The 13,335-nt window shown below is 72.0% G+C and carries 14 protein-coding genes; 3 read left to right on the forward strand and 11 right to left on the reverse strand.

The window, feature by feature from the left end:
* Nucleotides 1-151 precede the first annotated feature (151 nt).
* Genes QLQ12_RS08265 through QLQ12_RS08275 form a run of 3 tightly spaced genes read left to right on the forward strand, consistent with a single transcriptional unit; the run spans nucleotide 152 to nucleotide 1,760 of the window.
* A complete protein-coding gene (locus QLQ12_RS08265) occupies nucleotides 152-814 on the forward strand; it encodes a type 1 glutamine amidotransferase domain-containing protein (RefSeq protein WP_282758335.1) in 663 nt (220 codons plus the stop codon).
* Nucleotides 811-1,455: a TetR/AcrR family transcriptional regulator gene (locus QLQ12_RS08270; RefSeq protein ID WP_282758337.1), complete on the forward strand. Its 645-nt coding sequence runs from the start codon at nucleotides 811-813 to the stop codon at nucleotides 1,453-1,455. Before QLQ12_RS08265 ends, QLQ12_RS08270 begins: the two co-directional genes overlap by 4 nt.
* Nucleotides 1,452-1,760, forward strand: a complete 309-nt coding sequence (locus QLQ12_RS08275; protein WP_282758339.1) for a TfoX/Sxy family protein — start codon at nucleotides 1,452-1,454, stop codon at nucleotides 1,758-1,760. The genes QLQ12_RS08270 and QLQ12_RS08275 overlap by 4 nt, the downstream gene beginning before the upstream one ends.
* A gap of 142 nt (nucleotides 1,761-1,902) precedes the next feature.
* On the opposite strand, the gene QLQ12_RS08280 is transcribed toward QLQ12_RS08275, so the two are convergent.
* From QLQ12_RS08280 to QLQ12_RS08330, 11 genes are all read right to left on the reverse strand, one after another.
* Entirely contained in the window at nucleotides 1,903-2,574 is a 672-nt protein-coding gene (locus QLQ12_RS08280) for an MOSC domain-containing protein (protein ID WP_282758341.1), read from the reverse strand.
* A complete protein-coding gene (locus tag QLQ12_RS08285) occupies nucleotides 2,571-3,305 on the reverse strand; it encodes a GNAT family N-acetyltransferase (protein ID WP_282758343.1) in 735 nt (244 codons plus the stop codon). Before QLQ12_RS08285 ends, QLQ12_RS08280 begins: the two co-directional genes overlap by 4 nt.
* Nucleotides 3,302-4,312 carry an LLM class flavin-dependent oxidoreductase gene (locus QLQ12_RS08290; protein ID WP_282758345.1) on the reverse strand — a complete coding sequence of 337 codons (1,011 nt, stop codon included), beginning with the start codon at nucleotides 4,310-4,312 and terminating at the stop codon, nucleotides 3,302-3,304. Before QLQ12_RS08290 ends, QLQ12_RS08285 begins: the two co-directional genes overlap by 4 nt.
* Nucleotides 4,313-4,319: 7 nt before the next feature.
* Nucleotides 4,320-4,727, reverse strand: a complete 408-nt coding sequence (locus QLQ12_RS08295) for a DUF1707 SHOCT-like domain-containing protein (RefSeq protein ID WP_282758347.1) — start codon at nucleotides 4,725-4,727, stop codon at nucleotides 4,320-4,322.
* A 70-nt stretch (nucleotides 4,728-4,797) separates the two neighbouring features.
* The gene (locus tag QLQ12_RS08300) at nucleotides 4,798-6,054 is read right to left on the reverse strand and encodes an MFS transporter (protein ID WP_282758349.1); all 1,257 of its coding nucleotides are present in this window, start codon (nucleotides 6,052-6,054) and stop codon (nucleotides 4,798-4,800) included.
* 407 nt (nucleotides 6,055-6,461) lie between these two features.
* On the reverse strand, nucleotides 6,462-7,961 hold the full coding sequence (locus QLQ12_RS08305) for an NADH-quinone oxidoreductase subunit N (RefSeq protein WP_282758351.1): 1,500 nt from the start codon (nucleotides 7,959-7,961) through the stop codon (nucleotides 6,462-6,464).
* Entirely contained in the window at nucleotides 7,958-9,508 is a 1,551-nt protein-coding gene (locus QLQ12_RS08310) for a complex I subunit 4 family protein (protein WP_282758353.1), read from the reverse strand. The genes QLQ12_RS08305 and QLQ12_RS08310 overlap by 4 nt, the downstream gene beginning before the upstream one ends.
* Nucleotides 9,508-11,451, reverse strand: coding sequence for an NADH-quinone oxidoreductase subunit 5 family protein (locus QLQ12_RS08315; protein ID WP_282758355.1), 1,944 nt, complete (start codon nucleotides 11,449-11,451; stop codon nucleotides 9,508-9,510). The genes QLQ12_RS08310 and QLQ12_RS08315 overlap by 1 nt, the downstream gene beginning before the upstream one ends.
* On the reverse strand, nucleotides 11,448-11,822 hold the full coding sequence (gene nuoK, locus QLQ12_RS08320) for an NADH-quinone oxidoreductase subunit NuoK (RefSeq protein ID WP_282758357.1): 375 nt from the start codon (nucleotides 11,820-11,822) through the stop codon (nucleotides 11,448-11,450). Before nuoK ends, QLQ12_RS08315 begins: the two co-directional genes overlap by 4 nt.
* A complete protein-coding gene (locus QLQ12_RS08325; protein WP_282758358.1) occupies nucleotides 11,822-12,499 on the reverse strand; it encodes an NADH-quinone oxidoreductase subunit J family protein in 678 nt (225 codons plus the stop codon). The genes nuoK and QLQ12_RS08325 overlap by 1 nt, the downstream gene beginning before the upstream one ends.
* Nucleotides 12,496-13,266 (reverse strand): NuoI/complex I 23 kDa subunit family protein, encoded by a 771-nt coding sequence (locus tag QLQ12_RS08330; RefSeq protein WP_282758360.1) that lies wholly within the window; start codon nucleotides 13,264-13,266, stop codon nucleotides 12,496-12,498. The genes QLQ12_RS08325 and QLQ12_RS08330 overlap by 4 nt, the downstream gene beginning before the upstream one ends.
* Nucleotides 13,267-13,335: the final 69 nt, after the last annotated feature.

Raw genomic sequence — 13,335 nt, forward strand, 5'->3', positions numbered from 1 at the left:
TCGAATCTTCGGCAGTGGCCCAGCCAGCTGTGAGTTGTCTACCGGGACGAGATGCCGTTCGACGACCCAGACGGCCGGCCGGTGGAGCGCCAAGCCGCCAGGGTTCAGTAAATTTCTTGTGTTTGGTAAGAAATATGTCTAGGGTCAAGGCATGTCATCGCGTGTACTGACCGTGCTCACCTCCCATGATCTTCTCGGCACCACCGGACGCCAGACCGGGTTCTGGCTTGAGGAGCTGGTCACCCCCGTGCTCGCGTTCCGGCGGGCCGGCCTTCGGGTGGACCTTGCCTCCGTCCGCGGTGGGCGGCCTCCGGTCGACCCCGCGAGCGCCGACTTCGACACCTCGGCGGTCGCCGACCTCGACGCGCTGCTCGCGGACACGGCGGCGCTGAAGTCCGTCGACCCGGGCGACTACGCCGCTGTGTTCCTGGTCGGCGGCCACGGCACCATGTGGGACTTCCCGGACGACGACACCCTCGCCGGGATCGTCAGCTCGGTGTACCGGACCGGGATCGTCGCCGCGGTCTGTCACGGGTCGACCGGCCTCCTCGGAGCCACCACGGCCGACGGCTCGCCACTGGTGGCCGGGCGCACCGTCGCCGCGTTCAGCGACGCCGAAGAGGCTCTGGCCGGGGCGGATACCGTGATTCCGTTCTCGTTGCAGCAGCGACTGACCGCCCTCGGCGCTGTCGTCGAGGAGGGGGCACCGTTCACCGCGACGGTGCGTCGCGACGGCCGCCTGATCACCGGGCAGAATCCGGCCTCGTCCGCGGGCGTCGCGGAGGCGCTGGTGCAAGCGCTGCCGCTGCCATGACCGCGGCCGACCGGCTCGCGGCGTTGCCGCTGCGCGAGCGCAAACGTGCCAGATTGCGGGTCGGGCTGTGGCAGGCCGTGCGCGAGCGGATCGAGCACACTCCGTTCGCTGACATCTCGGTGCGCGAGCTCGCGGCGGCCCAGGAGGTGTCCGAGCCGACGTTCTTCGCACACTTCTCGTCCAAGGCCGATCTCCTCGCGTACCACATCTGCATGTGGCGGATCGGCACGACGCTGGTCGCCTCCGAGGCGCCGGAAGGGGCCGCGTTCCTGCGACGCTTCTTCGACGAGACCGCCACCGCCATCGTCGCCGGTCCGCGGATGTGGTTCGAGATCACCGCAGCGGTGGCCCGCGGTGGTGGCGTGTGCCTACCGCTGGAGATCAGTCCCGCCGAGCGGCTCATGGTGTTCGACGACGTGAGTGCCCTCGACGTCGTGATCACCGACCAGGCCGATCTGTTCCGCCGTCACCTGCGGGCCGCCGGCCACCTGCCGGCCACACCGGATCAGGAGGCCGCCGTGACCGGGCTCCTTACCGGCTTCTACGGAGTCCCCCTCGCCCTGGGGGCCGCGCGCCTGGACGAACTGCACGGCGCCTACCGCGCCCATGTCGACCGGTTCCTTCCGGCGGGTGGGCGATGACCGGGTCCCGGGCGACGGCCGAGCACGTGCTCGACCTGCTCGGGCCGGCGTCCGGCGTACACCTCGCCGGGTTCTTCGGTGGTTGGTCGCTGCGGCGCGGCGCGGTACAGGTCGGCATCGTCATGGACGCCGTCTACGCGAAGGTGCCGGTTGCCGAGCGTGAGGCGTGGCACGACAGCGGGTCCGCGCCGTTCCGTTACACCGCGCGGGGCCGGACCGTGACCGTCGAGGCCTACTGGAGCGTGCCCGCGGACGCACTCGAGGATGGCGCCCGCCTCCGCCGGCTCCTCCTCGGGCAGCCGTGAGCGACCGAGCGGACCGTCGCCCGCTTTCCCTCGGGCACGTCACCGTGCGGGCTGTTCATCACTAACGGCAGCCGGTGCAGGTCGCCGGCTGCCGGGCGGGGTGCGTTCGCCGGTGGGTGCGCGGTTTTCGATGTGCGCCGGGCTAGGCGGAACTCTTGGCCAGGCGCTTCTCGATGTCGTCGCGGAGGGACGGCGGGAGGGCCTCGGCGACCAGGAGACGCGGCAGGTTCTCGGGCGCGTGCATGTAGATGTCGAACGCCTCGGCGAGAGTCAGGCCGTGTGCGGGACGGTCGACCACCTCGATGCGGTCGCCGGGGCGGATCTCGCCCTCCTGCAGGATGCGCAGGTAGGCGCCGGTGCGGTTGGTGGCGGCGAAACGCTTGATCCAGCGGGGCTCAGCCATGCGGTGCTGGAACGTGGAACACGGGATGCGGCCGAACGTCGTCTGGAGGAGCACGCCGTCGCCGACCTGCCACTGCTCACCGAGCACCGCGTTGTACAGGTCCAGGCCCTCGGTGGTCAGGTTCTCGCCGAACAGGCCGGGAGTCAGGTCGCGACCCAGCTCGGCGGCCCACCAGGCGTAGTCCTCGACGGCGTAGGCATACACCGCCTGGTCGTCGCCGCCGTGGTGTTTGGTGTCGCCGATGAAATCGCCGACCACGCCGCTGTGCAGGCCTGTCGTTTTCGGGCCGGGGCGGCGGACGGTCACGGCGTGGTCCACGGGGCGTTTGCCGATGCCGGTGGCGTCGGTGTCCTTCGCCGGATTCGGTTCGGAACGGCCCACGTTGAGGGAAAGGACGATGCCGCTGGTCATGAGGAGAACTCCACCACCGCTCGGTCTTCGATCGGCTGGAAACCCAGCCTCGGGTACAGGGCGTTGCTCGCCGGGTTCGACAAGTCCGTGAAGAGGACCACCTCGGAAGCTCCAGCGTCCAGCGCATTACGGGTGGCGGCGTTGGTCGCGGCACCGCCGAAACCCTGACGGCGGTGCTCCGGCGGGGTGTAGACGCACTGGACACGAACCATGCCGGCCTCCGAACGGGAAGTTGCCGCCATCGCGACCGGACCGCCAGCCGACTCCCAGACGGTGAGGCCGCCGTGGGCGGGTCTGCCTGCCGGGCGCGGCGGTTCCCCCGGCCAGAGACCGCCACGCCTCGGTGAAAGCGGGAACATCACCGGCCAGCAGATTGACGGCGCCAGCGGCGGCACGGCCGAAAAAGGGGCCGTCGGCGGCAGCCCGGCCGAAGAACTGGCGGGTAGCAGGTAGGCGGCCAAGGCTGTAGCGGCGGCGGGGACGGCCTCCGGCGGCACCTCGGTCAGGGTCAGCGGGTAGGGCGGGGTCTGCAGCAGGGCACCGGACACCTCCCCCGAGGGGGAGGTCCACCAGCCGAAGACCGGATCGCCTTCCCCGTACGCGTGAGGGCCTCGCGACCGCAAGGCGGCGAGCACCGTGAGCAGAACGGTGTGCCGGACCGGCGACGAACGCAGAAAGGGTCCGGCGTTCTCGGCGAAAGCCGAGACGTCGGAGGTGAGCCGCCAGGTCATCCGGCCCACGCCTTGGCGATGCGAGTCAGGCTGTCGACGCGGGTGGCCGGATCGTAGGCCGCGCCCGCCAGCAGGAGTTCGTCGGCGCCGGTGCGCTCCGCCAGAGCGTCGAGGGCGGCGATGACCTCGTCGACGGTGCCGGCGAACTGGGTGCCGGGAAGGGACTCCAGAACGGACCGGTCCAGGTCGGAGAGCGGGCGCTGGGCGGCCGCTTCCGGCGAGACCATCGGGCCGAGGCGGCCGGTGCGGAGGCTGAGGGCCATCACCCGGCTGGGACCGGCCAGGAAGTGCGCCTCCTCGGCGGTCTCGGCGGCCAGAACCGAGGCGCTGACCATCACCCACGGCCGGGGAAACCGGGCCGAGGGCTGGAAGCCCTCACGGTAGAGGCGCAACGCGCCGTCCACGTCGGAGCTCATCGCGAAGTGATAGGCGAAGCAGAACGGCAAGCCGAGCGCGGCCGCGATCTGGGCGCCATACGTCGACGAACCGAGCATCCACACCTCGGGGAAGGTCTCCGCGGCGGGCGTGGCCAGGAGACGGCCGGACCGGACCCGCTCGTCGCCGAGGAGGCCGAGCAGGGTCCGCAGATGGTCCGGGAACTGCTCGACGGTCAGGTAGGGCGAGACGCCCCGCAGCGCGGCCGCGGTGGCCTGGTCGGTGCCGGGCGCACGGCCGATGCCCAGGTCGACCCGGCCCGGGTAGAGGGCCTCCAGCAGGGCGAACTGCTCGGCCACCACGAACGGCATGTGGTTGGGCAGCATGACGCCGCCGGAACCCACCCGGATGTCGCTGGTGTGCGCGGCGACAGCGCTGATCAGCACCGGCGGAGAGGTCGACGCGACAGCCGGCATGTTGTGGTGCTCGGCGACCCAGAAGCGGGAGTAGCCCAGCTGGTCGGCGGCCTTGGCGATCTCGATCGTGCCACGCAGCGCGTCGGCGCTGCCGTGTCCTTCGCGGACCGTGGCGAGGTCGAGAACGGAGATCGGAACGCGGGTCGGTGCGGTCATGCGGGGCTCAATTCCGGGTCTGGTTGCGGATCACTTGCACACCCACGGTCACCGCGCCGAGCGCGGCGCCGGGCACCAGCAGCCAGATCGGCCACGGGTAGACGAGGCCGGCGGTGACCGCGACCAGGGCGTAGATCACGACGTTCACCGCGGCGAGAGCGCCCCAGATGGTCCAGAGGACGATCAGGGCGGTCGGCAGGCGGCGATCGGCGCGGCGTTTCTGGGCGGCCACCTCGGAATTGCTCAGCCCGGGACGAGGAAGATCCTGGACGATGACCATCAACTCGGCGTAGGTCCGCGCGGCGTAGGCGGCGCCGACCCGGTCGTCGTACTCATGAAGGGACAGCCGGCCCTCGTCGAGAGCGGCTTTCAACTGGTCGGCGATCTGCTGGCGATCCGCGTCCGCCGCGCGCATGCTTTCGACCTCTTTGGACAAAGCCGACCCCCTCGATACACGCCCTCCCGCCAGGCTATCGCGGCGAAACTCAAACCAGCTCGGTGGCGAGCCTCTCAGCGGCATGCCGGTCGGCGCGGGCCATCGAACCCTCCGGGATCGCGGCTGTCCCCGCGGCGACCAGCAGCACTGCGGACGCGAACACGAACGACCAGGGCAGACCACCCGGCTGGTCGACGATCATCCCGGCCACGGCGCCGCCGGCCGCGCTGCCGGCGACCGAGACAGTGATCATCCAGGTGTACGCCTCGTTCAGCATGCCGGCCGGAGCGATCCGGCCGACCAGGCTGTTCTCCACGGTCAGCGCGGGTGCGATGGTGGCGCCGCCGAGGAGCAGGGCCGCGCCGAGCCAGAGCGGCCCCGGCATGAACGCCAGCACCAGGAAACTCACCGACACCGCGGCCAGCAGCCAGGCGAACTGCCGGGACAGGCTCATCGCCGGGCGGCGGGTGCCGAACCAGATGCCGCCGATCGCGCTGCCGATACCCCACACGCCGAGGAGCACCCCGCCGAGAGCCTCGTCGCCACCGTGCTGGGCGGCGTACGCCGGAACGATCACGCCGGCCGACCCGAACGCGACACCGAGCGCGGCGACGCAGAGCAGCACCGCGGGGAACCCGCCGGTCCGCAGCGGGCCGAGGCCCCTGGCCGCGGTCTCAGGGTCGTGGACTCCGCGACGCCGCATCACCGGGAGCCGGGCGATCCAGACGGTGCCGGCGAGCGTCGCCACCGCCGAACTGATCAGCGCGGACGCCGGGTCGGCGGTGACCACCATGAACGCCGCGACCAGCATCGGGCCGAGCACGAACACCAGCTCGAACAGCGAGGTCTCGGCGGCGATCGCGGCGGAGCGCAACTCGTGGCGGCCGGTGCCGTGGGCGGTCATGTCGGTCCAGGCGCGGCGGATCGCCGCGGTCAGAGGCGGGTACGTCGCGCCGGCCGCCGCCGAGGCCACGAACATCCACTCCAGGTTGCCCGCACCGCCCCGGCCGGCGAGCAGCAGACCGGCCAGCGCGAGCGGATGCAACACCGCCGTGGCCACGAGGATCGGGCCGGCCCCGATGCGGTCGGCGAGCCGGCCGGCGATCGGGCTGACCACGGCGCCGGCCACGGCGTAGACGCCGCCCGCGAGGCCGGCCGCGGCATAGCGCCCGGTGACCTGCTCGACCAGCAGGAGCAGGGCCAGCGGGGTCATCCCAATGCCGAGCCGGGCCAGGATGCCGACCGGGAGGAGAACTTTGGCGCCCGGTAGGTGCCACACGCCAAGGTACTGACGTAATGCGGTCACGAGCTGGCCTCCGGCTGCCGATCGGTAACGAGCGAAACGCCTTTCGAGGCTAACGTCGGCAGCCGGTTCACGCCTCTCGAATATTCGCCGTTGTCGTGAGCGTCACCAGCGGATCCGTTCGCCCGCCGGCGGATCCTTCGGCTTGCGGGCTCGTGACCCGCACTCCAAAGGAACCTCGCCTGCCTTCGTGTTCATCCGTGCGCACGCTGTGACTTCGCTGAACCCCGCGGCGGCTGAGGGGCCGGAAATGTTGCGGCTTCAAGATATTTCGGCGTACGGGGACGGCCTTCCACAACCACAACCACGTGTCACCTGGCTCCCCGCGACCATCTCCCGGAGCAAGGCCGCAGCGCGGCCGCCGGGCTGCTGCGGTGTGGGAGGCGGTCGCTCCGTTCGCCCGAACGCGATCAGGTCAGGGCGTCGAAGAGCAACTGCGGGGCGAATCCGAGGATCGCCGCCACGACGGTGGCGGCCAGGAGCGCGGCGGCCACCGGGCGGCTGACCGGGAGGCGGGGGTGGGTGGCGTCGTACACCAGGGCCGGGTCGGTCACCGCGATGCCGGGCTGGGCCGGGACCGTGTAGAGCAGCGCGGCCACTCGGACGTAGTAGGCCAAGGCGATCACCGCGTTGACGACGACCACGGCGGCCAGCCAGATCCAGCCTTCGGCGACCAGGGCCTCGACCACGGAGACCTTGGCGAACAGGCCGGCCAGGCCCGGCGGGAGACCGGCGAGACCGGCGAACGCGAGGACGAAGGCGGCGCCGAGCCACGGATGGCGGCGGGCAGCACCCCGGTAGTCGCCGAAAGTGCCGCCGTCGAAATCGGCGGAGGTCCCACCCGACTGGCCCGCGGAGGCGGGGAGGGTGGCCGGGCGGAGGGCGACCACCACGCCGAAGGCGACCAATTCGAGGACGACGAAGAAGGCGGCGTAGGCGAGTGCCGCGGGGACTCCGGTGGCGCCCATGGCCAGGGCGGCCAGGATGTAGCCGGCCTGGGCGACCGACGACCAGGCCAGGAGGCGCACCATGCGGGACTGGCGGAGCGCGACCAGGTTGCCGACGGTCATGGTGAGGACGGCCAGGGCGGAGAGCACCGCACCGGTGTCGAGACGGGCGACGATCGCGGCCAGGGCCAGGACGCCACCGAGCTTGGAGGCGGTGGAGAGGTAGGCGGCGATCGGGATCGGCGCGCCGTCGTAGGTGCTGGGCGCCCAGGCGTGCAGCGGAACCGCGGCGACCTTGAACGCGAGACCGATCACCAGCAGGGCCGCGCCGACCCCGGCCAGGGCGGCGAACGGCACCGGGGCGGGGCCGAGCAGGGCCAGGTGAACGGTTCCGGTGGCGGCGTAGTTGAGGGCTATGCCGAGCAGGGCGATCGCCGTGGAAACGACGCTGATCAGGAAGAACGTCACCGCGGCTTCGGCGGGCCGGGTGCTGGGACGCTCGGTGGGGGCGAACCGGCGCAGGCCGGCGAGCACATAGAGCGGGAGGGTGAGCGTCTCCAGCCCGACGATCAGGGTGAGCAGGTCACCCGCATAGGAGACGGTCACGCCACCGGTCATCGAGCAGGCCAGCAGGAAGCAGTACTCGCCGGCCGGGGCGGCGCCCAGGCGGAGCGCCGGCATCGAGAAGGCGAGGACTCCCGCGGTCAGCACGGCGAACAGGGCGGCGGCCACCGCGGCCGACGAGGTCGGCACCCAGGAGCAGCCGCCGGTGGCGCAGAAGGTGGGGTTCGCAGGGACGACCGCGAACGCGCAGACCGCGGTGGCGAGCGCGCCCAGCAGGGTCACCGCGACCGTCACCGGCCGCCGGCCGGCGAACAGGTCGGCCAGGAGCGCGAGAACCGCGGTGCCGGCGGCGGCATACAGCGGCAGCAACGCGATGTGATCGACGGCCTGACTTCTCACGGGCGCACTCCCAGCAGGGTGGTCAGGGGCTGGAAAGTGCCGTCCAGGACCAGCGCCGGCACCACTCCGACGGCCAGCGTGAGCAGGACCAACGGCGCCCAGGCCAGCCATTCGACACGGCTGATGGCGGGATTGACCGCCCGTACCGCCGGAGTGGCCGGGCCGTGGGTGAGCTGGCGCAGCAGACGCAGGAAATAGGCGGCGGTGAGCGCGCCGCCGACGGCGGCGACCGCGGCCAGCGTGATCCACAGCGGGCCACCGCGCTGCACCGCGGCGATCACCGCGAACGCCTCGCCCCAGAAACCGGCCAGGCCGGGCAGCCCCAGGGAGGCGATGGCCGCGAACGCGAACAGGCCGGCCAGGCGCGGCGCGGTCTCGCGGAGGCCGCTGAGCTGGTTCAGCGAGCCGGTCCCGGTACGATCCTTGATCGTCCCGGCGAGGAAGAACAGCAGTCCGGTGATCAGGCCGTGCGCGACGTTCCCGACGAGGGCCGCCTGGATGCCGGTGATCGACAGGGTGGCGATGCCGAGCAGCACGAAGCCCATGTGCCCGACGCTGGAGTAGGCGATCAGGCGCTTCAGCTCGGTCTGGCGCAGGCAGATCAGCGAGCCGGCGACGATCGCGGCGACGGCCAGGGCGCCCAGGACCGGAGCGGCCCACTCGGCGCCCTCCGGGGCGACGCCGACACCGACCCGGATCAGGCCGTAGGTGCCCATCTTGAGCAGCACCCCGGCCAGGATCACCGATCCGACGGTCGGCGCCTCGGTGTGCGCGTCGGGCAGCCAGGTGTGCAGCGGCCAGAGCGGGGCCTTCACCGCGAACGCGAGCGCGAGCAGGGCGAACACCGTGCACTGGGTGGCCCGGCTGAGCTCGGTGGAGCCGGTGAGGGTGACCAGGTCGCCGGTACCGGCGCCGGTGACGACGATCAGCACGCCCAGCAGCAGCAGGACCGAACCGGCCAGGGTGTAGAGGACGAACTTGCGGGCCGCCGCCCGGCGTCGCGGGCCGCCCCAGCCGGCGATCACCGCGTACATCGGCAGGAGGACGACCTCGAAGAACAGGAAGAAGAGGATCAGGTCCAGGGCGAGGAAGGTGCCGAGCACGCCGACTTCCAGGACCAGCAGCAACGCCGCCAGGGCGCGGCCGGAGCCGCCGTCCGGGACCTTCTTCACCGTGTACGCGCAGCACAGCAGCGTGAGAAGCCCGGTCAGCACGATCAGCGGATAGGACACCCCGTCCACGCCGAGGTGGAACTCCAGCCCCAGAGCCGGAACCCACGGCAGGTCGACCTCGGCCCAGGGCAGCAGCGGTGACACGACGCGGTCACCGTAGGTGGCCCAGCCGGACTCCATCTGCCGGCTGAGGACCGTGGCGATCGAGAGCACGAAGGTGACCGCGGCGAAACCGGTGGCCACCAGCCGGGCCTGCCGGTCCCGGGCCGCCGGGAGCAGGGCGACCACGATCGCGCCCAGGGCCGGCACGGCGAGCAGCGCGACGAGCAGGACCTGCGGGAGCGCCCAGGCGGGTTCGAGGTAATCGCGGTACATCAGATGGCTCCCCACCAGGCGATGGCACCGAGCAGCAGGGCGGCGAGGCAGACGGCGACCGCGGCGGCGGGCAGGGGCAGCCGGTGCGCCTCTTTCAGCGCTTCACCGAGCCGGGAGGCGCTCGTTCCGGCGCCCATCACGGCGGCGTCGACGACCCGGGTGTCTCCGGCGGTGGCGAGTCTGGCGAGCGCCGTGACCGGACGGACCACGAAACGGTGCTGCACGTCGTCGAGGCGGAACCCGGCGGCCAGGAACGGACGGGCCCAGCCCAGGGCGTCGGCCGGGTCGGCGCCGGGCACCGCCCACCACAGCCACCACGCGGTGCCGGCGCCGGTCGCGAGCAGCAGCAGCGGAAGGGCGACGGCCACGCCGAGGTGCGGGTCTTCGAGTTCGAGGGCGGTCCGGAAACCGGGGGCGAACGCGGCCAGGCCGAGCAGGGCGGCCGGGATCGCGAGCAGGATCAGCGGCCAGCGCATCGGGCCGGGCGGGTCGTGCGGGGTGGCCGGCGTCTGGTGGCGGGCGTCGTCGAAGCCGATCTCCCAGTGCGGGCCGTCCGGGCCGTGTGCGCGGGACACTCCGAAGAACGCCCGCAGGAACAGGCGAGTCGCGTACCAGGCGGTGACGCCGACCGACAGCAACGCCGCCAGCCAGACCAGCCAGGCGGCCCAGGCCGGGGCCGTCTCGCCACCCTCGGTGGCGTGGGCCGCGGCGGTCAGCACGTTCTCCTTGGACCAGAAGCCGGAGAGCGGCGGCAGGCCGGCCAGGGCGCCCAGCCCGATCGCGAACGACCAGAACGTGACCGGCATGTGCGGGCGCAGGCCACCCATCCGGGACAGCAGGTTGGTGCCGACCGCGTGGATCACCGCGCCGGCCGCGAGGAACAGCAGCGCCTTGAACGCGGCGTGGGTGAGCAGGTGGAACAGGGCGGCGGCGGGCGAACCGACGGCCAGGGCCCCGGTCATGTAACCGATCTGCGAGACGGTCGACCAGGCCAGCACACGCTTCAGGTCGTCCTGGGCCGTCGCCGACAGCGCGCCGATGACAATGGTGATCGAGGCCATCACGGCGAGCACCGCGAGCGCGGCCGGGGACCGCACATAGAGCGGGTAGAGCCGGAAGACCACGTAGACGCCGGCCGCGACCATCGTCGCGGCGTGGATCAGCGCGGAGATCGGGGTGGGGCCGGCCATCGCGTCCGGCAGCCAGGTGTGCAGCGGGAACTGGGCGCTCTTGCCTGCGACACCGGCCAGGATCAGCAGCAGGGCCGCGGTCAGGGTGGCCGCCGAGTAGTCGTGCGTGAGGACCGTCGCGAGCCGGGTGCTCTCCGCCCCGGCGATCAGCACCGCCAGGCCCAGCAGGAAACCGACGTCGCCGACGCGGGTGACCAGGAACGCCTTCACCGCGGCGGCCGGTGCCTCGGGCAGCCGCCGGTCGTGGCCGATCAGCAGGTAGGAACAGGCGCCCATCACCTCCCAGCCGACCAGCATGACGATCAGGTCGCCGCTGGTGACGACCAGCAGCATGGCGCCGGTGAAGAGGCTGACCTGGGCGGCGTACGGGGCGTAGCGGGGGTCGTCGTGCAGGTAGGAGATCGAGTAGATCTGCACGAAGAGCGCGACCACGGCCACGGCGACGGCGACGTAGGCGGCTGCCGCGTCGACCAGAGGGTCGAATCCGACGGTCAGGTGGCCGAAGGTGGCCGGACCCGAGCCGTCCCACCCGATCCCGCCGAAGCCCGGATCGTTGTCCGGCCCGGGCGACGACGACGCAGAGGCGACGGCGAAGAGCGCGAACACCACGGCCGAGCCGGCGCCCACCACACCGAGACCGGCGGCGGCCCCCCGGCGTGCGGCGCCACCGTCGCCCGGCGGCAGCAGAAGACCGATCAAACCGGCGAGCAGGGGTACGAGCGGCAGCAGCGGCCCGGAGACGTCGATGCTCACCCGGCCACCCGCTCCTCGTCCTCGTGGTCCAGGCGCACGTCGTCGAGCACGACCGCCTTACGCATCCGGTAGTACTGCAGGATGATCGCGAGGCCGACGCCGACCTCGGCGGCGGCCAACACGATCACGAAGAGGGCGAGGACGCCGCCGGTGCCGGGAGCGGCCGAGCCCGGGCGGGCCCAGGACTCGATCGCGACGCCGGTGAGCGCGGAACGCAGCGAGACGTCGGCGGTGACCAGGATCAGGTTGACCGCGTTCAGCATCAGCTCGACGGCCATCAGGACCAGGATCGCGTTGCGGCGGCGCAGAACGCCGTAGACACCCAGGCCGAACAGCAGGGCGCCGACGACGTACGGGATGACGACGTGCATCAGGCCTGCGCCCCCTTCGTCGCGTCGGTGGCCTGGTCCGCCTCAGTTTCGTCCGCCGCGAGGCCGGCCGCCTTCGCATCGTCCGTGTCCGGGCCGGGCCGCTCGGAACCGGGCTGCTCGGGACCGGCCGGTGGAGGCTCGGCTGGTGTGGGGGCGGGCGGCGTGGGCTCGGGCGCGAGGCGGGCGCCGATGTCCGGGCGGGACAGGACGATCGCGCCGACCAGGGCCGACAGCAGCAGGATCGAGACCACCTCGAACGGCAGCACCCAGGCGCCGAAGATCTGCTCACCGACCCGTTCGGCGGTGCCGGGCTCCGGATACGGGTACCGCACCCAGTGGAAGGCGTCGGCGAACAGGACGGCCAGGCCGAAACCGACGCCGCCGCCGATCAGGGCCGCCGGGAGGCCGGGACGGTCCAGGTCGGGGGACGGGCCGATCGGGGCGCGGGTCAGCATCACCGCGAACAGCAGCAGGACCACCACCGCGCCGACATAGACCAGGATCTGCACCCAGGCGACCAGTTCGGCGCCGAGAACCAGGTAGAGGCCGGCGATCGCACCCAGGCTGACGACCAGGTAGAGACCGGAACGGACCAGGTGGGAGCTGGTGACGACCAGGGCGCCGGAGCCGACGGCGACGGCACCGAGCGCCAGCAGCAGCACGTCGGCGACGGTCACTTACCGGCCTCCGACCCGGATTCCGGTTTCGGCCCCGATTCCGGCTCCGCCGTCGGTTCCAGCTTCGGCTCGGGCTTCAGCGAGGGCTTCGGCTCGGGCTTCGGCTCGGACTTCGGTTCCCCGGCCGAGGGTCGTGGTTCGGCCGGCCGGACCGGCGCCGGCGGGACGGCCGTGGCTGCGGTTGAGGGCTGGGACGGGCGTACCGCCGCTGGTCTCGCGGTTTTCGCGGCGGTGGCCGCGCCCGGGCCGGCCGCCTTGCGCACGGCGGTCGCCTCCTCCTTGGAGGGTTCGCCGAGCACGTCGTGCGCCGGCGGCGGCGGAACCGTGCGCATCCACTCGCCCAGCCGGGTCTTGTCGTGCAGCAGGGAGAGGACGTCGGTCTCGGCGTACTCGAACTCGGGCGTCCAGTGCAGCGCGTCGAACGGGCAGACCTCGATGCAGATGCCGCAGTACATGCAGAGGGAGAAGTCGATGTCGAACTTGTCCAGCACGTTGCGCTGCCGGGCGCGCGCCGCGCCGGGAACGACGACCTCCTCCTTGTGCGAGTCGATGTAGATGCACCAGTCGGGGCACTCGCGGGCACAGAGCATGCAGACCGTGCAGTTCTCCTCGGACAGCGCGATCACGCCGCGGGAGCGCGGCGGGAGATCGGGCTCGACGTCGGGGTACTGCTGGGTGGTGGATCGCCGTGTCAGGGTCTTCAGGGTTACGGCGAGCCCGTCGAGCAGGCCCTTGCCGGGCACGTTGCGGTCGCCGTTCTCACTCACAAGGGACCATCCTGCCCGCTCGGCCCCATCGGCGCGACCTTGCCCCGGCGAGTTCTCCGGTACGGTGAA

Origin of the sequence: Actinoplanes sandaracinus (assembly GCF_030009775.1) — a bacterium.
Lineage (GTDB): Bacteria > Actinomycetota > Actinomycetes > Mycobacteriales > Micromonosporaceae > Actinoplanes > Actinoplanes sandaracinus.